The following is a 19,731-nucleotide window of genomic DNA, read 5'->3' as shown; positions in this document are numbered from 1 at the left end:
TTTACGTCTCTACCACCCCCACTAAGGACAGTTGATTTCGTGAGCTCATCACCAGATCGAGCCGGGTCCGGCGCACGTCGCAAGCATCCGGTCTTTATGGCCGTCTACGGCATCGTGGCTGCTGCCACGATCGGCCTGGCCACCTTCGTTTCCATCCAGTCCGCGTCCGGCGGTTCGGACATTCGTGCGAATCTCACCCTGATTGCCCCTGCAGGTGCCGGCGGAGGCTGGGATATGTTCATGCGCGAGCAGCAGCAGGCCATGCGTGCCAACGGCCTGGTGAACAACACCCAGGTAGTGAACATCCCCGGGGCAGCCGGCACTATCGGTCTTGGCCAGCTCTCCACCATGTCCGGGCAGGCCAACAACCTGATGGTCACCGGTGCAGGCCTGGTCGCCGGCGTCGCGCAGCTGGACTCCGCGGTGACGCACGACGACGTGCGGCCCATCGCCCGAGTGGTGGAGGAGTACGACGTCGTTGTGGTTCCGGCGAGCTCCCCGTACAAGACCCTCGATGACCTGGTGCAGGCATGGAAGGCCGATCCGGCGGCGATTGCCTGGACCGGCGGCGGCACCTTTGACCAGCTGGTTATGACCGAGCTCGCGCTCGCTGCCGGCGTGGATCCCTCAGCTACCACGTACATTCCGAAATCCGGCGGCGGCGAGGCGGCCCAGGCACTCATCACGGATACCGCGAAGGCTGCCACGTCCGGTTACAAGGATGTGGAGGACCAGATTGGCTCCGGGCGCCTGCGCGCACTCGGACTCGCTGCCCCGCAGCGGCTGGAGGGCGTGGATATTCCCACCCTGACCGAGCAGGGCTACGAGGTGGACCTGGCCAATTGGCGGGCCATCCTGGCTCCTCCGGGCATCACGGATGAGGAATTCACGGAGCTTCGGACCCTGGTGGAGGAAACCATCGCGACCCCTGAGTGGAAGGACGCCGTGGAACGCAACAAATGGGTCGATGTGTACCTGTCCGGAGACGAGTTCGATGAGTTCATGATCTCCGAGCAGCAGCGCATCGGCGAACTCGTGAAGGAGATCGGCTGATGAGTACCCCAGTGCCCCCGTCTGCCGGAATGGCGGAGCCGCAGCGGCCCGAAACAGCCGGCACATCAGACGCGACGCCGGCCGTCCGGACCTCGTGGTGGGACGGCCGCAGCGGGCTGCTCCTGTCCCTGCTCATGGTGCTCTTCAGCACGTATCTGCTGGTCGGCATCCTGACGATGGACGTGGGGGAGGGCGCGGACTTCCCCGGTCCGCGGTTCTTCCCCGGCATTCTGATGGTCGCCGGGTATGTCTTGGCCGTGCTGCTGGCGCTGCACTACGTGCGCTCGCCGGAACATCCCACCGAGACGTCCGCACGGACGTATCGAACCTTCACGGACTGGTCCGCAGTCCTCTGGTCAGCCGGAGGTTTCCTGCTGTTCGCCCTGACCCTGGAAACGCTGGGGTGGATTATCGCCGCCGCCCTGTTGTTCTGGTTCGTCGCCAAAGGCTTCGGCAGCCGCCGCCCGCTGTTCGACGTCTCTTTCGCCCTGCTGATCAGCAGCGCAATCTACCTGGCATTCTCGGTCGGCCTGGGACTTAATCTCCCCTCCGGCATTCTTGGAGGAGGTTTCTAACATGGATTCACTTAACCTCTTGGCGGAAGGCTTCTCTTCCGCCCTGACCCCGATGAACCTGCTGTGGGTACTTGTCGGCTGCCTGCTGGGCACCGCCGTCGGTGTCCTGCCGGGACTGGGCTCTTCGATGGCGGTGGCCCTGCTGCTGCCGATCACCTTTGCCCTCGACCCGACTGCCGCGTTCATCATGTTCGCCGGTGTGTACTTCGGCGGTATGTTCGGCGACTCCACCATGGCCATCCTCATGAACACTCCGGGGCAGGCTTCGGCCATTGCTTCCACGTTCGAGGGGCACAAAATGGCCAAGGACGGGAGGGCGCCGCAGGCGCTGGCCACCGCGGCGATCGGAGCATTCATCGGCGGCATGATCGCCTCCACCCTCGTCGTTTTCCTGGCCCCGGCCCTGGCGGATTTCTCGGCGAACTTCGGCCCTGCCGAGTTCTTTGCGCTGGCCTTGTTCGCGTTCGTCGCCACGTCCTCCGTGGTCTCGGATTCAGTGGTGAAGGGCCTTGCGGCGCTCGTGATCGGCCTGGGTATTGCCACAGTGGGCATCGACCCGTTCTCGGGTGCGGAGCGCTTCAGCTTCGGTGCGCCCCAGATGTTTGACGGCATCTCCCTGATTACCGTGACCGTAGCCATCCTGGCCCTGGGCGAGGTATTCCATATCGCCTCCCGGATCCGCCGCGATCCGACCGGCAAGCGCATCAGCTCCGCCGGCCGGCCCTTCCTCTCCCGCGCCGAGCTCAAAGAAGCAGCCCCGGCATGGGCACGAGGCACCGCCATCGGCCTGCCCTTCGGCGTTATCCCGGCCGGCGGGTCCGAGATTCCGACCTTCATCTCCTACGACGTGGAGCGGCGTATTGACCGCCGTCGCAAGCAGCCGAAGTTCGGCAAGGGCGCGATCCGCGGCCTGGCCGCTCCCGAGGCCGCAGGTAACGCCACCACAGGCACCGCGATGGGAGCTTTGCTGGCGCTGGGCCTGCCGGTCTCGGCGACAGCCGCGATCATGCTCGCCGCATTCCAGCAGTACGGGCTGCAGCCGGGCCCGCTGCTCTTTGACCGCTCGCCCGATCTGGTGTGGGCGCTGCTGGCAAGCTTCTTCATCGCGATGATCGTGCTGCTCATCATCAACCTGCCCTTTGCCGGGCTGTGGGCCAAGCTGCTCCTCATTCCGGCTCCGTACCTGTACGCGGGGATTACTGTTTTCTGCGGTCTGGGGGTCTACGCCACCTCCGGGGCGGTGTTCGATCTGCTGATGCTGCTCGGGCTCGGTCTGGTGGGCTTCCTCATGCGCCGTCACGGGATGCCCCTGGCCCCCTTGATGATCGGTGTTGTGTTGGGCCCGTTGGCGGAAACGAGCATGCGCGATGCCCTGCTCTCCTCCAACGGTGACTACTCCGTGTTTGTGACCGGGCCCATCCCCCTGGTGATCTACGCGCTGCTCCTCACAGCGCTGGCGGTGACCGTGCGGTCCAAGATTGTGAACCGGACCCGGCAGGACGTGTAGTTCCTGCGCTGCAGAACAACGCATGAAGGGCCCTGCCAATCGGCAGGGCCCTTCATGCGTTTGTGCGGTGGAATATGAGTGCAGCGGAGGATCAGAACAGCGGCCAGGGCACCGCAGGCATCTCACCGCTCGGAGCTGGAAACACCGCGGCTGAACGCAGCCGGACACAACGCGCGGCAAACGCTTCAATCTCCTCGGCGGTGAGCAGCTTTTCCAGCTGTGCGCCCAGTTCGCCATCCAGTCCTTCGAGCACCCGGCCGATGCCGGCAAGCTCCTCGGCGCTCAGCTCCTCGCCGATCCAGCCCCACAGCACGGTGCGCAGCTTGTGCTCCTGATGGAAGGTCAGCCCGTGGTCCACCCCGTACCGGTGCCCGCCGGGCATGGCGAGGACGTGGTCGCCCTTGCGGTCGGCGTTGTTGACCAGGACGTCGAACACGGCCATCCGCCGCAGCACCACGGTGTCCTCGTGAATGAGCGAAACTATCCGTCCGGCCTCGTCGGAGCCCTGCAGCACCTCTTTCCACCCGGTCTCCGGCACCTCCTCCTCCGCCACCAGATCCACAGGGGCCTGCTCCGGGTCGGTCTCCTGCCAGAGCTGAACCATGCCTTCACCGAACCGGCCGTCCCGCAGCCAGGTGCGCGGCACGATGTTCCAGCCCAGCGTTTCGGACACCAGGTAGGCGGCGACTTCGCGGTGGGCCAGGCAGCCGTCGGGGAAGTCCCAGAGCGGCTGCTCGCCGGCAATCGGTTTGTAGACGACGGCGGCGTCGCCGATGCTGCCCAGGAAGGTGGCGTTGGACGCCGTGGTGAGGCGGCCGGTGAGCGTGAGCTCGGCGGTCACCAGGTCGGGCGCGGGCATCAGGCCTCGGGGAAGGTGCAGGTGTGCCCGTCGGCGTCGATCGGCTGGCCGCAGATCACGCAGATCGGCCGGCCGGCGCCCACCACTTCGCGGGTGCGCTTGGCGAAGGCCCGCGCGGTGCCCACCGGCATCCGCACGCGCAGCACCTCTTCGGCGTCGTCGGCCTCGTCGTCGTCATCCTCGAGGAAGCCGTCGTCGTCCTCATCCACCTCGCCGAGGGGGTAGGCCTCGATGACCACCTGCGCCGTCGTCGGGTCCCAGCCCAGGCTCATCACGCCGGCGCGGAACTGTTCCTGAACGGCGTCGAGGTCGTCATTGTCCACGAGCTCCAGGGGAGTGCTCGCGGGAACGTGGAAGGGGTTGCCGTCCACGGTCATCAGCTGGTCGAGGATCTCGTCGATCTTCTCGGCGAGCTGGGCGGACTGCAGTTTCTCCAGGGCAATACTGACAATCTGCTTACCGGTGCGTACCTGCAGGTAGAACGTGCGCTGGCCCGGGACGCCGACGGTACCGACGACAACGCGGTCCGGCCAGTCGAACTCATGAACGGTTGTAGGCATGGAACTACTCTAGGCTCATTGGGCCGGCGGTGCCGCGTGCCCTGCGCCACCACCCACCGGCGCATCCTCCGACGTCGGGCGCGCCGCCAGCCAGGACAGGTCCCCAGCGTCGGTGTTGGTGGCCAGGACAGTGGGCCGTCCCGCACCGTAGTGGACGATCGACACGGAGGCCGGACCCACGTTGATGCGCTGGAACATGTCCAGGTGCATACCGAGTGCGTCGGCGAGGACTGACTTGATGATGTCCCCGTGGCTCACCGCCACCCACACGGCACCCGGACCGTGCTCGGCCTCGAACGCGGCGTCGTGGCGCCGGATGGCGGCCACCGAGCGGGCCTGCATCGCGGCCATGGACTCGCCGCCGGGGAAGGTGACGGCGGAGGGCTGGGACTGCACCGTCTTCCAGAGCTCCTCCTTCGCGAGGTCCTCCAGCGTGCGGCCCTGCCAGGCGCCGTAGTCGCACTCGGTGAGCCCGTCCTCAACCGGGGTGTGCGGGGTTCCGGCCTGCCGGTCCAGGATGAACTGCGCCGTCTGCCGGCAGCGCTCGAGCGGGCTGGACACCACACCGGCCAGGGGGACGACGGCGAGCCGGTCACCGGTGGCGGCGGCCTGGTCACGGCCCACCTGGTCGAGTTCGACGCCGGGGGTCCGGCCGGCCAGCAGCCCGGAGGCGTTGGCGGTGGTGCGGCCGTGCCGCACGAGGATTACTGTTGCCATGCCCCCAGCCTAGTTCTACGGGCGGGGGAGGGGCGGACGGTAGGTGAGGCCGGCGTCCCACCAAAGTAGTGACCGCGTTCTGTCTGGAGTTTGAACATGCACGAGTCTTATGGCAACTACTACGCCACACACCAGCTCGCAGCTCATTACGACGCCGACTATGCGTGCCGCACTGATATCCCTTTCTATCTCGCGCTGGCTCAAGAACTACAGGCGCAGGTTGTCGCGGACATCGGCGCAGGAACCGGTCTTCTATGCAGCCGCCTGGTGGAACAGGGTCACCGGGCAATAGGGGTTGAGCCACAAGAGACAATGCTCGCTCTCGCTAAATCACAGCCGTATGCCTCCGATGTCACTTGGATTCAGGGAACGGCAGTTGATCTAGAGGACGAGTGCGCGAATCTGATTCTGATGACCGGCCATGTGGCACAGTACTTCCTCGATCAATCCGCTTGGGTAGATGTACTGCTCCAAGCAGGCCGGGCGCTACGCCCTGGCGGTCACGTTGCCTTCGAGATTCGCAACGCCGCCGTTGAGGAATGGCGTGAGTGGGCTGACGAGGCTCCTCGTCACGTCGGGTGGGGAACTGTGCGTGGGGAAGTCTTGCAGGACGGGGACCTCATTACCCATGTGGATCGCTGGAACGTAGGCGACAGGAACTGGGCCACAAGTGAAACGCTACGTTTCCCGTCCTGGGATGATGTGATCGATGGGATAAAGGACGCAGGACTTCATGTCGCTCGGGTTTGGGGAGGCTGGGACCGAGAGGGTGTTGGCCCGGCGTCGCGAGAATGGATCTTCGTTCTCACTGCTAGCCACATCGTGACGCCGGCAAAGGGGGCTACTAGCTGACGGGCTCGTATGGTTCGCACCGGGTCTGAAGTTCTGTGACGGCTGTTGTCCAGGTGCCGGCGTTCAGGTTCCACGACGCATCTGGATTTTCTGCCTTCCGCAGGACGTTTTCTGTGGGGGAGGACAGCTCTTTCACCAGGGGAGCGATTTCCACAGGGGCGTCCTTGGCGATAGCCAGGACTTCGTCGTGGAGTGGGCGTGCCTCCTCCGCGCCCATTTCGACGCCGGTTGTACCGTCGCCGATTTTCACTACCGAAACCACCCGGGTCAGCGGTCCTTGACCGTCTGTTCCTAGGAGTTTGAGGCATGACTGCTCTTCGGTATCCGTAGCCACTGTTTCAACGGAGGGCTCGGCAGATGCCGAAGGAAGGGGCGGCTTAGCCTCAGCTCCCACGGTGGCTGCGCCACAGCCTGTAAGGAGTAACAGCGCGAGGACAGGGCTGATGGCAGATATTCTCATGGTTCCCCCGGGAGATTTAGACGGTTGTGACAATCTAACGGTTGATTGCCCGCGCGTCGAGGGATGCTGTGTTCTGCTCGGCAGGATCCTTAGGCATATCGCTTCAAGGAACGGAATCATGGCACCTTCATTGGGATCGGATCTAATCTATGTTCGCGACAGTAACTGCTGCGAGAGTGGCCGAAAAGATGTAGGGGAGTCATGAGCACATTTACTCAAGTTGCCCCATTTTTTGTTTTCCCCGCCTTGGCCATGGTCATCGGTGTCTTTAGGTCCTGGCAGGGGTTGTTGGACCGGGAAAGGTATCTTGCCTGGGGGGTGGGTCTGGCCTTGGGAATCCCCGCGCTTGTGACCGGCATTGTCATGCTGACGCCTCATCCCGGCACGCCGAATGAGGCCGACCCGGGGCTGGGTTGGTTTGTGCTGGCGTGGACCAACGGCGTTCTTGGTGCCGCAGCTGTAGCCGCGATTGCGCTCCTCGACAAGATCTCAACAGACAGCCATGATTGTGCTGAGCCAACGGCAAGGGCCGCGACGGGAAAGTCAGACGGGTCGCACGTACATAGTCGATGCCGCCTGTGACTACTTCCTGAGCGGCGCCGAACCCCAGGAAGCCGACGGCGGGCCACGGTCGTTCGCTCAAAAGGACTGTTTCTCGAACCAGGCATTTGCTCTTGAGACCGCCCTGTCGATCTCTGCTGGAGGCCGTCCATGGAGAACGGCGAAGGCAAGCTGCTGGAGCCGAAAGGTATTCCGCCGGACGGAGGCCCGGCGCACCTCCGCAGCATCCGCAATGAGTGAAAGTTTTTTCCATCCGTTCCAAACACCCACGCAGGCGAGGTCGGTGGACAGGTCGCTTCGGGAAGACAGGTCCCAGTCGAGAACACCCGATACGCGCCCGCCCTCCCAGAAGACGTTGTGGCCCCCGAGATCGCCATGGGCAAACACTTCCTTGACTGGCTCAAGGTTCACCAACGCCCAGATCGCATCCATGGCTTGCCTCTGCACCTCCTGCTTCAGGCGTGGAAGTACCTCTTCGCGCTGGATCCGATACCACTCCGGCCCCCCACAAAATGCCAGAGGCTCAGCGAGCAACCCTGAGATTGGCTCCGTGGGAATGGATGACATCCGGGCGAGCAAGTCCTGTAGCTCTGATGGCTCACCTTCACCTGCAGGACAAGGTGAGCCGGGCACCAGTTCAACCGCAACGGCTGAAAACTCATTTAGCGTTACTACCGGGCCCAACGATCTGGGTACGTGGAATCCGATCGATACCGGAATGCTGTCTACTAGTTCCTGGCGCTTTCGCATCTCAACGTTCATGCGCGGATCGCGTCCGATCCGAACCGCAGCCGCCCCATGCAGCAGAACAACAATATGAGCTGACCCGATCTCTACAACCTGTCGCTGAGCCGCTTGTGCAGCCGGCGACAGGTCCTTAATAGCGATATCCACGATCGAGTGAAGAATGCCGTCTTCCATGCTCCCCATGACCCGAAACTAACAGGGCTCTGTCGCAGATGCGCGTTTTGCCGCTAGGCCGCAGCAGAAACAGGCATGGCGTTGCACCGCGTTGTTCCCGGCGATCGAGCGTCGCGAGCCGGTCCTTTACGGGACATTTGCGGCCTGAAACTCATTCCCATTTACAGACATCTTCGCTTGATTCATAGTCAAGGCATGAGAGTGGTCGGTATTCTCCCCGAAGACGCCCCCGATCCCCGTGTTGAATGGGCCGAAAACCTGAAGCGCATGCCTATTCCGGTGCTGGGGCTTGTACCCCAGCCGTCGCTGGAGGACACGGACTTAGTCAGCCTGAACTCCGCCATGGGGGAACATGGGTACAGCGAAATGACAGCGAGCATCACCTACACTCTCTGGCGAAACCCGGATGATCGCTCAGACCCGGTTAACCTCGCGGACCTCGACGAGGAGACCCGCAGATCGATCGAGGAAGTTCCGCCCTGGCCCCGGCCTCCGTGGCTGATCGAGCAGGTGGAGCGAATGCGCTATCCGCAGCTGTGGGAGGCCGTGCGAACCACTTGGCACCGCGAGCCGTCGGAGCGTTCTTCGGTTCAAAGCCTCCTGGCTGACCATGTCAACTACATCCTCATGAACCAGTACCGGCAAGAGCTCTGGCCAGGGGCCAACCCCTGGGACCAGCACGCACCCATAATTACCGGCCGGATGGTCAACGGCCACGCCAGGACCGTCGTCAACGGAGTCGATGTGCCCGGTGCAGAGGTCGATACCGACCCGTTCGTCTACGGCGTCGGAGCCCGCTTTACCGGCGGCGTCGTGACCGCCGTACTTCCACGCACTGAACTCAAATGGATCCAGGTCCGGTTTGCGACCCGAGGCTGACGGAGCACGCGACGCTAGTCGCTCTCAGGGTGCAGCGACGGATCCGCGCCGGTTTCGACCCATCGGGTGAAGGTGACCGTCAGACCATCCCGCGTGGGCGAGGCACAAAACGGACCGGCCGCGGCACTCGCGGTCTCGCTCAGGGGAGCGACGCGGATGAGGCGGAAAGGTTCATCGCCGGCGCGTGCCCTGATGGTGACAGCGTCACCGGATCTGCTCAACCGCACCGTGATGACCTGACCGATCCACTCCGGAACAGGTGCCACCGACCAGTCCGAGACCTCGTGCGTGACGACGGCACCAACCTGCGGAATCCCGTCGGAAACCTCGACGCCGGCCTTGATCCACACCGACTCCGAGACGTGCAGGAAGATTCCCGCCTGATCGAACTGCTCCGAGTAGTCCAGGAGAAACGAGACCTCCATTGCACCCTCAGCACCTAGCGGCGCAAGGAGAGCATGTGCGCTGTCATGGACGAACCCATACGAGGTGTACCTCCACGCATCACTGTGCCCGGCCGCGGTCACCTGCAGACAATTCCCGTCAGCGACGACTTGTATCGGCGGGTTACGCCACGTCCCCCGGCCCCAGGCAATCTGGTTTTCTTCGGCCTTTGTCATCGCGCTCAATCTCCCCGTGTGAGTCTTGAAATCCTTTTACATTGTCCAAGCAGTGGCGCATGGGCCTGCACTTGGGGCGATTCAGTAGCGGTCGTTGGGTGGCTAAGCCTGCCCCACTCGTTTCACGCTCCCATGAAGATAGTTGGTGAAGCCGAGAGGCTGATGCGGATTGGCTACTGGTGAGAGCCCTCGTCCGAGGCATTCTCCAACCAATCCCTTAGCCCGTGCCGAACAGCGAAGATACCGGCAAGCAGGGCGAGGGAAACAAAAAACCCGAAAAGGATTGCCGGGCCTCCAAACTTCGTCCAGGACAGGGCATGGGCACACACGCCGGCAAAGACCGCTGCCATGAACGCAAGCGAAGCCGCCATAACGTTGGTCCATCCGACTGTCCGGCTGTCCAGCGACCTTTCCGTCAGGACAGCGGAGACGAGCTGCCACGCTGCCACCAACGCCACTTCAAAACCAATGAACCCGACCGTAATTGCTGCGGTATAGGGGAAAGCGAGATACGCAGCTTCGGGAAATCTGCCGGCGTAGCTGTCACCCGCCTGCGGAATGAGAATGAGCTGAAGCAGTAGTGCTCCGAGAGCTAGGGCTGCGAACGCAATGCGCAAAGGCAGGGCTTCCTGCTTCGTCATAGCAACATCATCTTCCTATCTCACGGTTGTTTTGCCTGCTTTGGTGGGAGGGGCTCTTCAAGCCTTGCTGCAAACGCGATCAGAAAACAGACCAGCAGATGCTATTCCTGCGGGCCTGGTCCTCCAGGACCAGGGAGTAAAGATGGCCCGGTATCTGCTGACGCTGCCAGTCGCGCTCAGCACGCGCGGCGCCCCGTCCCTGATCGTGAGGTGCCGCCGCAGCAGCAGCCCTGATGGCATACGCGGCCGCCCCCAGATTATGTTCTGGAACGTGGGCGACACAGGCAGCCTGCCCGGCCGCGTACGCGGCGAACCGGGAAGCGCCACGCAACGGACGCGCAGCACCCATAGCGTGTCCGCCGGTTGCACGGGTAGCCATCATCTTCACTTCACCGCGCGTCCAGGCCCGTACAGCTTCAATCGCCCTACGCGGCCGATCATCCGCACGGTTTGATATCTCGAAGAGCTCTAAGACATGCTCTGCGCAGGTAGCCGCCCACAACGCCAGGAGCCGGTGATCGGCTTCCGTCAAAAGTCCTCCGCGTCGGACAGACACGAGACGAGGATCGCGGACAGCAGGGAGAATCATGGGACTGTTTTTACTCCTCCCTGTTCTGGCAGCGGCACAACATCCGGATGGTTTATCGCCTCATTATGCAACTGTGGGCGTCGTCGGCGCGGAACCAGGAACCGCTTCCTGGTTTGAGGTGGTGCTCCGGCGGCCGGGTGTCGTCATCAGTAGGATCACGCCCAGCACGGCGCCCCATATGGTGAGGGTGTCGAAGGCGAGGCGCTCGGTAATGCCAAGGCCCAGTGAAATCGATGGCCCACCGCTGATCGCATCGATGAAGAGAGCAAAGCCGGCGATCGAGAGTGCGAGACTCGTCAGGGTCAGGGCCGACGCCCAGCGTGCTGCCGTGCTGCCTTTGAGTGCGACGGCGAGGATGGCCATCCCGATCCACTGCATCAGGGCCTGGGCCAGGGCCGCGGCGTCATGAGCCTCAGGGTGAGTATCCCAGGGTAGGAAACCGACCAGCATCACAAGCGCACCGCCCGCGGCCAGGAAGGACATCGCGGTTTTCCCTGCCCGTTGCCGAGGCCAGGCCGACCACAGAAGGATGGCTCCGGCAGCTATGAGGGCTCCATTGGCAATCGTGGAACCATTGGCGAGCAGATGACCGGGGGAGCAGATGTAGCGCTCGACGTGCGTGCCGGCGTCGAACGTCCTGCAGGCGGTCACGCCGAGATCGCTAATGAAATTTGAGGACCAGGAGTACGGGTTTGGCCACTGCGCTGCCGCGATTACCTGCGCCGGAAAGGTCAGGAGGCACAGCGTCCACAGCGCGGCGCCCCAACGAAGTCGTGTCATGCCCCGAGCATACAATACGAACGTATGGTTTGGTTCGGAGTAATCTCAAACCATGACTTCGGCGGGCGCCCAGCGCATTCTTACGGCTGTGCAGGACATTCTGGTTGAGCGCGGTCTTGAAGAGGTGACGATCCGCAACGTTGCTGCAGCCGCCGGCCTCTCGATAGGCGCCGTCCAGCATCACCATAAAACGAAAGACGATTTGATCATGGCGGCCATGAACGAGGTCTCCAGGAACTTCATCGAGCGGGTGGGCTGCGCAGTGCACCCGGAGGCATCGGCGCGGCAGAATCTGGACGCAGTGTGCAGGATTCTCGGGGGAGTGGACGACGAATCCCGCACCGCTTCGGTGATTTGGTTGTCCTACGCCTCGAAGGCGACAACCAGCAGTGCAGTTGCCAGCGCTCATCAGGCATCCTGGCGCCTGATGGAAGAAGGCCTGACAACCCTACTCCGGCAATGGAATCCGGACCTCGCCCCGGATGACGCCGCCATGCTCATGGCACTGCTCGATGGCCTGGCCATCGCCAGGGTAACTGAGACCGATCGAATGACATCTGAGCGGGCTCAGCGTCTCATCGACCAATACCTGGACGGGCTCGAACCTCAGCTCCAGGAACGCGTGGACAGTACCACCAGATAGCCGTCGGGATCAGCGATGGTGACCCCATGCTCGTCCCAATACGGATTGCGTGCGCTCACCCGCCGCCCGCCTGCATTCTCAATGCTCTCCAGAAGCTGGTCCTCAACCGGACCCTCAAGATAGAGAACCAGAAGGTCCTCCTCGCTAGGCGCGGGAGTAATTTCCCGGTCCAGAACCAGCTCGAGATGCCAATTTCCGCCCGGCCAGCCGATAAACGCCAGCTCCTCCAGCGTGCCGGTTTCACTGGGCTTCCGCCCTTCCAATGTCATACCGAAGCCTTGCACCCAGAAACGTATGGCGGCATCCATATCCTTGGTGGGCCGTGCAATTCTGATGTGGGCGGCAGCGAGGGAAGTCATATATGAAGGCTACAAGTGACATAGAGCAGTTCAGCGGGATTCGGGTGCCCTCCGCCCGGTAGTGTCTTGCGAAAGGTTGTCAGCACCGTCATGAAGTCCGGGTGTGGAGTCCGGGCGTGACGTCCCGCCCCGTTATGGAAGGCCCCGCACATGCCCTCACCGCTTGTCCCGCTTCCGCCCCGCCAGGTCGGGATTGCTGACGCGGCACAGTTCACCGGCACCGCACCGGAAACGATCCGTGAGTATCAACGGATTGGCCTGCTGGCCGAGCCCGCACAAGGCAGCGACGGCGGCGGCAGGTACGGCTATGAGGACATGATCCGGCTGCTGTGGATCCGCAAAATGGCCGACGCCGCGATGGCCGTGGATGACATCCGTGAAGTCTTTGCCGACCCGGCTCCTGCCGGTGACGACGACGGCGGCGATGCCGCCGCCGTCGTCGTAAAGCGCATGCGCACCGTGGAGGGCCGGATGGGCCTGCTCTCCGACGTCGTCACGGGACGCCTCAAGGAGCTGCCGGCGGGCTGGCTGCGCCAGGCGGAGTTGGACAGCCTGCTGGTCATGGAACGGATTTTTGGGCCGCTCGGAGCGGCCGTTAATGCCGGCCGTTACACCGTCATGGCCGCGCACCCGGGTCTGCGGGAGGAATCGGACCGCGTGGAGGCCGCGGAGGAAGCGCTCGATGACACGGTCGCCGTCGAGGACCCCCGCGTGGTGCAGGCCGCCGCTGACCGGCACGCTTTTGAAGGGAAACTGGACGCCGCCATCATCAATTCCGGCCAGGCGCAGAGCGACGATGAGCTCTTCGACTCCTGGGATGCCCTGAACCCCGCCGGCACGGCACGTGGGGAGGACGCCGGCGCGGGGGAAGCGTGCGTAAGCCTCATCGACGCCGTCAAAATGATGCCCTACGACTACTCCCCGGCCCGCCTGCGGTGCCTGGAACTAACCGCAGAGCTCGCCGCCAACGAGCCGAACGCGTCCCCGGCTGCGGCGGCTAAATAGCGGCTACGCCGTCGCCGGGTCCATGCTTGATAAGCGGGCCTGACGTGCCGCTGAGACGGGTGCCCTGCTCGGTGGTGGCGGCCATAACCAGCACGCCAAACTCGAAGCCTGAATACCGTGTGCGCTTAAACAGGCCGGCCTTCGGCTCGGCGTGCGCGCCGGGCCCGATAGCCGATACAAAAACGTCGCTGGCCTCGTCACCACTGGCAATGAAGGTCACCCGGCGCTCGTAGATCTCCGACTCGAAGCGGGCGTGCAGCTCAACGACGAACTCGCCACCGACTTCCACATCGGGATGCATAACGCTCCCGTCCCCCAAAGAGACTTCACCGGCGGGCTTCAGCGTTCCGTCAGGCTGGCGGACCAGTACTGTCGCACGGCCTTCCCGAACCTTGCCGTCTTTCGCCCATGCGACATCGTCACGGGGATAACTTCCCAGGGTCACCTCGGCTTTATTCACAACGCGCACCCCTTTCCGAAGCTGTAGGGCACAACGTTACGGCCTCCAGGGTTTCGGCTGTGCCGCGGCTCATCCATGGCGGGAAAGCGGTGTTTTTAAGTGCGCTCGTGCCGAAACTGAAATAAGGACAATACCCATAACGAGAGGAAGCTGGAGGAAAACAATCGCATTTATCGCCGGACTTTCGAAAGGCAGCTGATCGAAGAACTGGGCTATCCCCGTTACCACCAACATGAGATACGAAGTCTGCATGAGCACGAGATGGCGGGACATCCAAGTGGAGCTTCTCGGCCGCCGTAAAGGCTGGTAAACGGCGAAGCCCACAAGGACGAGGACCACCACTGATATGGCATGGAAGAGGCTGGGCCCGTTCCTTATCTCGTAGATGCCGAAGGAAGAAAATGCCATCACCGAGGCGGACGCAGCATACAGCCACCCCAACCTTCTATGGAGAGCTGTGCCCTTGCGCAGGACAAGCACGATAGCGCCAGCGAGCAGTGCAACGCTGACAGCGAGAACATGCAGGACCACCATGGTGTTGAGTATGACATCGAGCAGAACACACCCGGTGCCCAGCGGGGCGGGTCGGTTGCCGCACGCCCCGGACATCTGCCCGCCGACCCCGGGCAGCACACGTTCCGGCGGGAAGCACCACCAGTCCCGCTGCGCAGATCATCGGAGCTGAGCCTGGACGAGGAGCAACAGAACATGGGCAAGAACCGCCGACAACAGTCCGCCGGGGGGCCTTGCGGACAGGAGCTGACCGCAAGCCCTGCCACGCTGGGATCAGTACCAGATCGGACGAGCCCCGTGATCATCGAGCTCAGCACCGGACCGCCAATGAAAGGACCTGCCCCATGCGCATTCTCGTCACCGGAGCCACCGGCCAGGTCGGACGCCACCTCGTGTCTCAGCTACACGAGTCCGGGCACACGGTCCGTGCGCTCACCCGCAACCCCGCCAAGGCCGATCTGCCCGCCGGTGTCGAGGCGGTAGCCGGCGACCTGACCGGCATCACCAGCCTTAGATCGGCGTTCGAGGGCATAGACGCTATCCACCTGATCACCTTCGGCGGTGACGACGGCGAGGATCTCACGAACGGAGCGGAGATCGTTCGGCTCGCCGAGCGTTCCGGCATCAGCCGAGCCACGGTCCTAGGCGGCTGGTCACCCACCAGCATCGAAGGGGCCCTGAAGGCCAGCTCCATCAGCTGGACGATCGTGCAACCGGCCGAGTTCATGGGCAACGCCCTCGACCTGGCACCCGAGGTCCGTGCCTCACGCACGGTCTCCATGCTCGCCAACTACCCCAGCGCCGTCGTGCACGAAGCCGACATCGCCGCAGTGGCAGCCACGGCGCTCACCTCAGACGGGCACGGCGGCAAAGCCTATCCGCTGACCGGACCGGAGGCACTCACCACTGCTCAGCGAACACAGCTACTCGCTGAGTCAACCGGTGAGCCGATCAGGTTCGTTCAACTGAGTGAGGAGGCGGAGCGCGAGCGGCTTCGTGGCTACGGCTACGACGAGGACTATGTCGAGTTCGGCATCCAGCTGGCCGCCAACCCACCCGCAGCTGCCGGCACGGTCCTGCCCACCATTGAAGAGGTAACTGGACGCAGCCCGCGAACCTTTGCCCAGTGGGCCAGGGAACACGCCAACCAGTTCCGAGCCGTCTCTTGATCCGGGCGCATCCTCCCAGGGCGTCGACGCCGCCCTGGGAGGATGCGCGGGTCTCCGCCGAGACTGGGCGGCGAGGATGGCAATCATGGCAAAGCGGGCCGGCCGGTTGATGCGCAGTTCCGCGAGGATGCGGCGGACCGGAGCCCGTTTCATCCGCCCCGGCCAGCACCATGGCAGGTCGGTGCGCCTACCGGCCAACACTTTTTGTGCACCGGATTCCGCCCAAGTATTGCGCAGGGGCAGCAAACGGAAGCCAATAGCCCAATGACGACAGATTCCGGCACGGCCGCAGCAAAAACACCAACCGGGCTGAAGCGCGCCGTTGGCGTGCCGCTGCTGTTCGCGTTTATCGTGGGCGACACCCTCGGTGCCGGCATCTACACCCTCGTGGGGACCATGGCCTCCGACGTCGGCGGGGCTATCTGGATACCCCTGCTGATCGCGCTGGTGGTCGCGCTCCTCACTGCCGCAACCTACGCGGAACTGATCACCAAGTACCCGCACGCCGGCGGAGCCGCCCGCTATGCTGACCGGGCTTTTGGCATCCCCTATGTGTCATTCCTGGTCGGCTTCCTGATGATGGCCTCCGGAATTACCACGGCTGCCGCGCTGGCGAACGCCTTCGCGGCCGACTACCTGACGGCGCTCATCGATGTGCCGGCAGCCCCCGCCGCGGTTGTCTTCATCATCCTGCTGACCCTGATCAACCTTCGCCAGGATTGCGCTCCTCACCCAGCAATCCGCGGCTATCTGGCTCAGTGCCGCCGTCTACGTGCGATCGGATCCTTGTTGTTCCTCGCTGCCCGTGCGCAACGCAAGCACGAGGACCGGGTGAACGCCGGCTAACCCGCACCCCGCTCAGCCTGGGGCATGCAGCATCCGTTCGACGGCGGTGACAACCGCCTGCCGGCGGGCGGCAACCTCCTCACCACGGGTCGGGTTCTCCGCGAGACCAGTCAGACCCTCCGGTGAAAGCTGCCAGGCCTGCGCTATGGCGTAGATAAACACCAGAATGTCGACGGCGGAGAGTGGGTGGGCGGCAGCCGTAGCGACGGAGAGGGTCTTGCTCCGGTAGGTATCGCCCGGCTCCGCGGTGGCTTCGGGCCGTTCAAGCCGGGCCCACATGCTGAGGCGGAGGACTTCCGGGAAGCGCTGGTGATGGTCGAACACGTCTCCGGCCCAGCCTGCGAGGTCCTCGGAGCGCGGCGGGACATTCTCTGCCATACGGCGCAGGGCGTCCGCGACGGTGGCATCAAACAGGCCGCTTTTGCTGCCGTAGTATGCGTAGATCATCCGGACGTTGCTCCGTGCCTGGGCAGCGATCCGCTCCACACGCCCGCCGGCCAGGCCGTGGGCCGCGAACTCGATGGTCGCCGCGGAGAGAATCCGCTCCCTCGTAGCTTCGGCGTCGCGTGCCATGCGGTTCCCCCTGATCAGGTCTTGACGGGCCCGTGCCCGGACACTAGCTTAGCGGTAAGTATCCATTTACTTACAGGAGACGACATGACCCGCATTGCCCTCGTCACCGGAGCCAACCGCGGACTCGGACGAGCCACCGCGCTCGATTTGGCGCGGAACAAAATCAACGTCGTCGCCGCGTCGCGGAACGGTGCAGGTGACGTCGTGGACGAAATTACCGACGCCGGCGGAGAAGCCATCGCCGTCCGGCTGGACGTCTCGGACCTGTCCTCCATCGAAGCGGCCCGTACCGCAGTGCTCGACGGTGTTGGGGAGAAATGGGACGCCGACACTCTCGACGTGCTGGTCAACAACGCCGGAGTTGGACTGTTCGCGCCGCTCGGCGGCATTACTGCCGAAGACTTCGAGACCACGTTTGCGGTCAACGTCCGGGGTCCGCTGTTCCTCACGCAGGCCTTCCTGCCCCACTTGTCGGACGGGGCGAGCATCGTGAACGTGTCGAGTTCGCTCAGCCGGCACGTGAGTCCGGCGACCTCTGTCTATGCGGCGTCGAAAAAGGCACTAGAGGCACTGACCCGCAGCCTCGCCGTCGAACTGGGTCCGCGAGGCGTCCGGATCAACTCGATTGCGCCCGGGCCCACCGCGACCGACTTCAACGGCGGAGCCATGCGCGATGACGAAACCATGCGCGCGGCACTGTCCGGGCAGACCGCCCTCGGGCGGGTGGGCAGGCCGGAGGACATTGCCGACGCGATTGCGGCCATGGTCTCCTCAGAATTCCGTTGGGCAACGGGGGAGCGGTTCGAAATCTCGGGCGGCGTGCTGCTGTGACCGGACCCTGCCTCCCCGGCACGGCGCGTTCGCCTACTCCGTCCGCTCCCATGGCAGCAGACCGTCGTCGAGGACAGGGTTGAGCGGGACCATAACCACCGGACGATGCTGGCGGTGGGATAGCTGCACGGCTACGGAGCCGGTGAAAAACTCCTCAACGGAGCCCCGGAAACCGGCTTCCCGGGTGCCGACCACAATCATTGCCGCGTCCAACTGCTGCGCCAGCCGGGCAAGCTGCTGTGCCGGCCCGCCGGCCAGCGCCCGGACGGACCATTTCACCGGGTGGGGATCCAGGATCCCCGCAATCTCTGCCCGCAGCCCGGGATCGATCTCCTCTTTCTCGGTGAAAGGCAGGTCCGGATTCAGCGGCGTCGACACCACCGTTCCGTCGGACCGCTGCTCCACCTGCTCGCTGGAGTCGTCAACATGGGCGCAGACCAGATCTGCACCGAGCTGGTCGGCCAAGCCTGCCGCCGCCTCGACTACCGCTGCAGCAGTGCCGGTCTCGACGCCAACCAGGACCTGGGGCTTGGAGTTGCTCATGAAGGTGACTCCTTATGTCTGGACCGGCGGCACGTCCGGGCCGACGGCCTCATGGGTTGCGGCGGTGCCGGTACCGGGTTAATCGGATCTGCTTCAAAGGCTCATCGTCTAAGGAAAAGGTGCCACACCGTCCCGGGTTTGTGCACCGGCTGGGCATGATGCCGGCTCGCAAGGCGCGGATTGGTGGTTGCTGCCCTTTCCCGCCGGCTCAGCCAGTCTTGTGCCGGCGTCGGACGGTGAGGACCGCGAGCGGAAGCAGGACAGCGGTGGCGAGGACGGAAAGCACGGGGAAGCTGCTGGCGGCGAGCAGCGGGCCGGCGGCGAAGGCGGCCACGGCGCCGCACAGGTTTGCGAGGGCGTCGACGCCGCCCTGGGAGGATGCGCGGGTCTCGGTTGAGACGACCCGGCTGAACAGGGCGGAGCCGGCTACGTTGATGAATGACCAGCCGACGCCGAGCAGGAACAGCGACACCATGATCCAGCCGGTGTCCGCAGGCCGGAGGGCACCGATCGTTGCCGATGCTGTAAACACCAGGATGCCCGCCACGATGCTGGGCCGGTGGCCGTGGCGGTCCACAATGAATCCGACCAGGGGTGCCAGCGCGTACATACCGGCGATGTGCAGGCTGATCGTGATGCCGATAACCGTGATCGATCCGCCCTGGTGCGCAAGATGCACCGGGGTCATCGTCATGATCGACACCATCACCACCTGGGCGGAAAGGATGGCAATCATGGCAAAGCGGGCCGGCCGGTTGATGCGCAGTTCCGCGAGGATACGGCGGACCGGAGCCCGTTTCTTCCCGGCCGGTGCCGCGGGGGAGGGGACACTGGCCTGCAGGGTCAGCAGGGGGTCCGGCTTCAGCCGGAGGAACACAACGACGCCGGCCAGGGCCAGGCAGGCGGCGGCCACCAGGAACGCCCCGGCGAACACGGAGAGTCCGGTAGCCCGGTGGATGATCTCGCCCGGCACCCCCAGGTTCGGGCCGAGCACGGAACCGATGGTGCCCACCCACACCACCAGGGCCAGGGAGCGGCCCTTGTGGTGCGGCTCGGCAAGATCGGTAGCAGCGAACCGGGCCTGGAGGCTGACAGCGGACCCGGCGCCGATCAGCAGCAGCCCGATGAACAGCGGCACCACCAGGCTCCACTGGGCCGCCGCGACCAGGAGTGCTGCGCCGGCCGCGGCGGTCCACCACCCGGTGGCCAGGGCGA

26 protein-coding genes are annotated in these 19,731 nt (G+C 64.2%); 11 read left to right on the top strand and 15 right to left on the bottom strand.

Going from position 1 to position 19,731, the window contains the following annotated elements; translation table 11 throughout:
* Positions 1-96: 96 nt before the first annotated feature.
* The 3 genes from AC5RVB_RS11700 to AC5RVB_RS11690 are packed head-to-tail and all read left to right on the top strand — an operon-like array spanning position 97 to position 3,135.
* Positions 97-1,053, top strand: a complete 957-nt coding sequence (locus AC5RVB_RS11700; RefSeq protein ID WP_494142796.1) for a Bug family tripartite tricarboxylate transporter substrate binding protein — start codon at positions 97-99, stop codon at positions 1,051-1,053.
* Positions 1,053-1,628, top strand: a complete 576-nt coding sequence (locus AC5RVB_RS11695; RefSeq protein ID WP_494142766.1) for a tripartite tricarboxylate transporter TctB family protein — start codon at positions 1,053-1,055, stop codon at positions 1,626-1,628. The genes AC5RVB_RS11700 and AC5RVB_RS11695 overlap by 1 nt, the downstream gene beginning before the upstream one ends.
* A gap of 1 nt (position 1,629) precedes the next feature.
* Positions 1,630-3,135: a tripartite tricarboxylate transporter permease gene (locus AC5RVB_RS11690; protein WP_494142765.1), complete on the top strand. Its 1,506-nt coding sequence runs from the start codon at positions 1,630-1,632 to the stop codon at positions 3,133-3,135.
* A gap of 91 nt (positions 3,136-3,226) precedes the next feature.
* Here AC5RVB_RS11690 and AC5RVB_RS11685 read toward each other — a convergent pair whose 3' ends face one another.
* The 3 genes from AC5RVB_RS11685 to AC5RVB_RS11675 are packed head-to-tail and all read right to left on the bottom strand — an operon-like array spanning position 3,227 to position 5,271.
* Positions 3,227-3,994 carry an SCO1664 family protein gene (locus tag AC5RVB_RS11685; protein ID WP_494142764.1) on the bottom strand — a complete coding sequence of 256 codons (768 nt, stop codon included), beginning with the start codon at positions 3,992-3,994 and terminating at the stop codon, positions 3,227-3,229.
* A complete protein-coding gene (locus AC5RVB_RS11680) occupies positions 3,994-4,554 on the bottom strand; it encodes a DUF3090 family protein (protein ID WP_227904733.1) in 561 nt (186 codons plus the stop codon). Before AC5RVB_RS11680 ends, AC5RVB_RS11685 begins: the two co-directional genes overlap by 1 nt.
* Positions 4,555-4,569: 15 nt before the next feature.
* On the bottom strand, positions 4,570-5,271 hold the full coding sequence (locus AC5RVB_RS11675; RefSeq protein ID WP_494142763.1) for a histidine phosphatase family protein: 702 nt from the start codon (positions 5,269-5,271) through the stop codon (positions 4,570-4,572).
* Positions 5,272-5,367: 96 nt separating this feature from the next.
* On the opposite strand from AC5RVB_RS11675, the gene AC5RVB_RS11670 reads away from it, so the two are divergent.
* Positions 5,368-6,123 (top strand): class I SAM-dependent methyltransferase, encoded by a 756-nt coding sequence (locus AC5RVB_RS11670; protein ID WP_494142762.1) that lies wholly within the window; start codon positions 5,368-5,370, stop codon positions 6,121-6,123.
* Here AC5RVB_RS11670 and AC5RVB_RS11665 read toward each other — a convergent pair.
* Complete coding sequence (locus tag AC5RVB_RS11665; protein WP_494142761.1) at positions 6,116-6,583, bottom strand: hypothetical protein; 468 nt, start codon at positions 6,581-6,583, stop codon at positions 6,116-6,118. The genes AC5RVB_RS11670 and AC5RVB_RS11665 overlap by 8 nt on opposite strands.
* Positions 6,584-6,784: 201 nt before the next feature.
* Between AC5RVB_RS11665 and AC5RVB_RS11660 the strand changes: the two genes are divergently transcribed.
* Positions 6,785-7,165 (top strand): hypothetical protein, encoded by a 381-nt coding sequence (locus AC5RVB_RS11660; protein ID WP_494142760.1) that lies wholly within the window; start codon positions 6,785-6,787, stop codon positions 7,163-7,165.
* A gap of 57 nt (positions 7,166-7,222) precedes the next feature.
* Here the strand turns inward: AC5RVB_RS11660 and AC5RVB_RS11655 are convergent, their stop codons facing one another.
* Positions 7,223-8,074 carry a phosphotransferase gene (locus AC5RVB_RS11655; protein WP_494142759.1) on the bottom strand — a complete coding sequence of 284 codons (852 nt, stop codon included), beginning with the start codon at positions 8,072-8,074 and terminating at the stop codon, positions 7,223-7,225.
* A gap of 186 nt (positions 8,075-8,260) precedes the next feature.
* Between AC5RVB_RS11655 and AC5RVB_RS11650 the strand changes: the two genes are divergently transcribed.
* Positions 8,261-8,944 (top strand): hypothetical protein, encoded by a 684-nt coding sequence (locus AC5RVB_RS11650; protein ID WP_227904747.1) that lies wholly within the window; start codon positions 8,261-8,263, stop codon positions 8,942-8,944.
* A gap of 14 nt (positions 8,945-8,958) precedes the next feature.
* On the opposite strand, the gene AC5RVB_RS11645 is transcribed toward AC5RVB_RS11650, so the two are convergent.
* From AC5RVB_RS11645 to AC5RVB_RS11630, 4 genes are all read right to left on the bottom strand, one after another.
* Complete coding sequence (locus AC5RVB_RS11645) at positions 8,959-9,564, bottom strand: DUF1349 domain-containing protein (RefSeq protein ID WP_227929273.1); 606 nt, start codon at positions 9,562-9,564, stop codon at positions 8,959-8,961.
* Positions 9,565-9,737: 173 nt separating this feature from the next.
* Entirely contained in the window at positions 9,738-10,205 is a 468-nt protein-coding gene (locus tag AC5RVB_RS11640; protein ID WP_494142758.1) for a DUF2975 domain-containing protein, read from the bottom strand.
* A 79-nt stretch (positions 10,206-10,284) separates the two neighbouring features.
* A complete protein-coding gene (locus AC5RVB_RS11635) occupies positions 10,285-10,794 on the bottom strand; it encodes a putative immunity protein (protein WP_494142757.1) in 510 nt (169 codons plus the stop codon).
* Between the two features lie 63 nt (positions 10,795-10,857).
* On the bottom strand, positions 10,858-11,574 hold the full coding sequence (locus AC5RVB_RS11630; protein ID WP_227904758.1) for a DUF998 domain-containing protein: 717 nt from the start codon (positions 11,572-11,574) through the stop codon (positions 10,858-10,860).
* Between the two features lie 52 nt (positions 11,575-11,626).
* On the opposite strand from AC5RVB_RS11630, the gene AC5RVB_RS11625 reads away from it, so the two are divergent.
* Positions 11,627-12,217, top strand: a complete 591-nt coding sequence (locus tag AC5RVB_RS11625; RefSeq protein ID WP_494142756.1) for a TetR/AcrR family transcriptional regulator — start codon at positions 11,627-11,629, stop codon at positions 12,215-12,217.
* On the opposite strand, the gene AC5RVB_RS11620 is transcribed toward AC5RVB_RS11625, so the two are convergent.
* Entirely contained in the window at positions 12,181-12,576 is a 396-nt protein-coding gene (locus AC5RVB_RS11620) for a VOC family protein (protein ID WP_227904764.1), read from the bottom strand. The genes AC5RVB_RS11625 and AC5RVB_RS11620 overlap by 37 nt on opposite strands.
* Before the next feature lie 150 nt (positions 12,577-12,726).
* Here AC5RVB_RS11620 and AC5RVB_RS11615 point away from each other — a divergent pair, with 150 nt between their 5' ends.
* Positions 12,727-13,581 carry a MerR family transcriptional regulator gene (locus tag AC5RVB_RS11615; RefSeq protein WP_494142755.1) on the top strand — a complete coding sequence of 285 codons (855 nt, stop codon included), beginning with the start codon at positions 12,727-12,729 and terminating at the stop codon, positions 13,579-13,581.
* Here AC5RVB_RS11615 and AC5RVB_RS11610 read toward each other — a convergent pair.
* Both AC5RVB_RS11610 and AC5RVB_RS11605 read right to left on the bottom strand, forming a co-directional pair.
* Entirely contained in the window at positions 13,574-14,041 is a 468-nt protein-coding gene (locus tag AC5RVB_RS11610; RefSeq protein ID WP_494142754.1) for a hypothetical protein, read from the bottom strand. The genes AC5RVB_RS11615 and AC5RVB_RS11610 overlap by 8 nt on opposite strands.
* A 69-nt stretch (positions 14,042-14,110) precedes the next feature.
* Complete coding sequence (locus AC5RVB_RS11605; RefSeq protein WP_227929279.1) at positions 14,111-14,575, bottom strand: DUF2306 domain-containing protein; 465 nt, start codon at positions 14,573-14,575, stop codon at positions 14,111-14,113.
* A 323-nt stretch (positions 14,576-14,898) separates the two neighbouring features.
* On the opposite strand from AC5RVB_RS11605, the gene AC5RVB_RS11600 reads away from it, so the two are divergent.
* On the top strand, positions 14,899-15,723 hold the full coding sequence (locus AC5RVB_RS11600) for an NAD(P)H-binding protein (protein ID WP_227929280.1): 825 nt from the start codon (positions 14,899-14,901) through the stop codon (positions 15,721-15,723).
* A 264-nt stretch (positions 15,724-15,987) separates the two neighbouring features.
* Positions 15,988-16,569, top strand: a complete 582-nt coding sequence (locus tag AC5RVB_RS11595) for an amino acid permease (protein WP_227904774.1) — start codon at positions 15,988-15,990, stop codon at positions 16,567-16,569.
* A gap of 12 nt (positions 16,570-16,581) precedes the next feature.
* Here the strand turns inward: AC5RVB_RS11595 and AC5RVB_RS11590 are convergent, their stop codons facing one another.
* Positions 16,582-17,142, bottom strand: a complete 561-nt coding sequence (locus tag AC5RVB_RS11590; protein WP_227929282.1) for a TetR/AcrR family transcriptional regulator — start codon at positions 17,140-17,142, stop codon at positions 16,582-16,584.
* An 84-nt stretch (positions 17,143-17,226) separates the two neighbouring features.
* On the opposite strand from AC5RVB_RS11590, the gene AC5RVB_RS11585 reads away from it, so the two are divergent.
* On the top strand, positions 17,227-17,973 hold the full coding sequence (locus tag AC5RVB_RS11585) for an SDR family NAD(P)-dependent oxidoreductase (RefSeq protein WP_227929283.1): 747 nt from the start codon (positions 17,227-17,229) through the stop codon (positions 17,971-17,973).
* A 33-nt stretch (positions 17,974-18,006) separates the two neighbouring features.
* On the opposite strand, the gene AC5RVB_RS11580 is transcribed toward AC5RVB_RS11585, so the two are convergent.
* Together AC5RVB_RS11580 and AC5RVB_RS11575 are read right to left on the bottom strand one after the other, a co-directional pair.
* Positions 18,007-18,516 (bottom strand): universal stress protein, encoded by a 510-nt coding sequence (locus AC5RVB_RS11580; RefSeq protein WP_227929284.1) that lies wholly within the window; start codon positions 18,514-18,516, stop codon positions 18,007-18,009.
* A 208-nt stretch (positions 18,517-18,724) separates the two neighbouring features.
* A partial coding sequence (locus tag AC5RVB_RS11575; RefSeq protein WP_494142753.1) for an MFS transporter occupies positions 18,725-19,731 on the bottom strand: 1,007 nt, incomplete at its 5' end.

This window comes from Arthrobacter sp. Y3225209 (assembly GCF_059090685.1).
This window is presented reverse-complemented; position numbering and strand designations above follow the sequence as displayed.

What these genes read in the sequence shown, in the direction of transcription:
- AC5RVB_RS11615 (WP_494142755.1), top strand. Translation starts at nt 12,727, where the DNA reads ATGCCCTCACCGCTTGTCCCGCTTCCGCCCCGCCAGGTCGGGATTGCT.
- AC5RVB_RS11685 (WP_494142764.1), bottom strand. Translation starts at nt 3,994, where the DNA reads ATGCCCGCGCCCGACCTGGTGACCGCCGAGCTCACGCTCACCGGCCGC.
- AC5RVB_RS11655 (WP_494142759.1), bottom strand. Translation starts at nt 8,074, where the DNA reads ATGGGGAGCATGGAAGACGGCATTCTTCACTCGATCGTGGATATCGCT.
- AC5RVB_RS11630 (WP_227904758.1), bottom strand. Translation starts at nt 11,574, where the DNA reads ATGACACGACTTCGTTGGGGCGCCGCGCTGTGGACGCTGTGCCTCCTG.
- AC5RVB_RS11595 (WP_227904774.1), top strand. Translation starts at nt 15,988, where the DNA reads ATGACGACAGATTCCGGCACGGCCGCAGCAAAAACACCAACCGGGCTG.
- AC5RVB_RS11585 (WP_227929283.1), top strand. Translation starts at nt 17,227, where the DNA reads ATGACCCGCATTGCCCTCGTCACCGGAGCCAACCGCGGACTCGGACGA.
- AC5RVB_RS11640 (WP_494142758.1), bottom strand. Translation starts at nt 10,205, where the DNA reads ATGACGAAGCAGGAAGCCCTGCCTTTGCGCATTGCGTTCGCAGCCCTA.
- AC5RVB_RS11625 (WP_494142756.1), top strand. Translation starts at nt 11,627, where the DNA reads ATGACTTCGGCGGGCGCCCAGCGCATTCTTACGGCTGTGCAGGACATT.
- AC5RVB_RS11700 (WP_494142796.1), top strand. Translation starts at nt 97, where the DNA reads ATGGCCGTCTACGGCATCGTGGCTGCTGCCACGATCGGCCTGGCCACC.
- AC5RVB_RS11620 (WP_227904764.1), bottom strand. Translation starts at nt 12,576, where the DNA reads ATGACTTCCCTCGCTGCCGCCCACATCAGAATTGCACGGCCCACCAAG.
- AC5RVB_RS11665 (WP_494142761.1), bottom strand. Translation starts at nt 6,583, where the DNA reads ATGAGAATATCTGCCATCAGCCCTGTCCTCGCGCTGTTACTCCTTACA.
- AC5RVB_RS11605 (WP_227929279.1), bottom strand. Translation starts at nt 14,575, where the DNA reads ATGGTGGTCCTGCATGTTCTCGCTGTCAGCGTTGCACTGCTCGCTGGC.
- AC5RVB_RS11600 (WP_227929280.1), top strand. Translation starts at nt 14,899, where the DNA reads ATGCGCATTCTCGTCACCGGAGCCACCGGCCAGGTCGGACGCCACCTC.
- AC5RVB_RS11580 (WP_227929284.1), bottom strand. Translation starts at nt 18,516, where the DNA reads ATGAGCAACTCCAAGCCCCAGGTCCTGGTTGGCGTCGAGACCGGCACT.
- AC5RVB_RS11645 (WP_227929273.1), bottom strand. Translation starts at nt 9,564, where the DNA reads ATGACAAAGGCCGAAGAAAACCAGATTGCCTGGGGCCGGGGGACGTGG.
- AC5RVB_RS11695 (WP_494142766.1), top strand. Translation starts at nt 1,053, where the DNA reads ATGAGTACCCCAGTGCCCCCGTCTGCCGGAATGGCGGAGCCGCAGCGG.
- AC5RVB_RS11680 (WP_227904733.1), bottom strand. Translation starts at nt 4,554, where the DNA reads ATGCCTACAACCGTTCATGAGTTCGACTGGCCGGACCGCGTTGTCGTC.
- AC5RVB_RS11650 (WP_227904747.1), top strand. Translation starts at nt 8,261, where the DNA reads ATGAGAGTGGTCGGTATTCTCCCCGAAGACGCCCCCGATCCCCGTGTT.
- AC5RVB_RS11690 (WP_494142765.1), top strand. Translation starts at nt 1,630, where the DNA reads ATGGATTCACTTAACCTCTTGGCGGAAGGCTTCTCTTCCGCCCTGACC.
- AC5RVB_RS11590 (WP_227929282.1), bottom strand. Translation starts at nt 17,142, where the DNA reads ATGGCACGCGACGCCGAAGCTACGAGGGAGCGGATTCTCTCCGCGGCG.
- AC5RVB_RS11670 (WP_494142762.1), top strand. Translation starts at nt 5,368, where the DNA reads ATGCACGAGTCTTATGGCAACTACTACGCCACACACCAGCTCGCAGCT.
- AC5RVB_RS11675 (WP_494142763.1), bottom strand. Translation starts at nt 5,271, where the DNA reads ATGGCAACAGTAATCCTCGTGCGGCACGGCCGCACCACCGCCAACGCC.
- AC5RVB_RS11660 (WP_494142760.1), top strand. Translation starts at nt 6,785, where the DNA reads ATGAGCACATTTACTCAAGTTGCCCCATTTTTTGTTTTCCCCGCCTTG.
- AC5RVB_RS11635 (WP_494142757.1), bottom strand. Translation starts at nt 10,794, where the DNA reads ATGATTCTCCCTGCTGTCCGCGATCCTCGTCTCGTGTCTGTCCGACGC.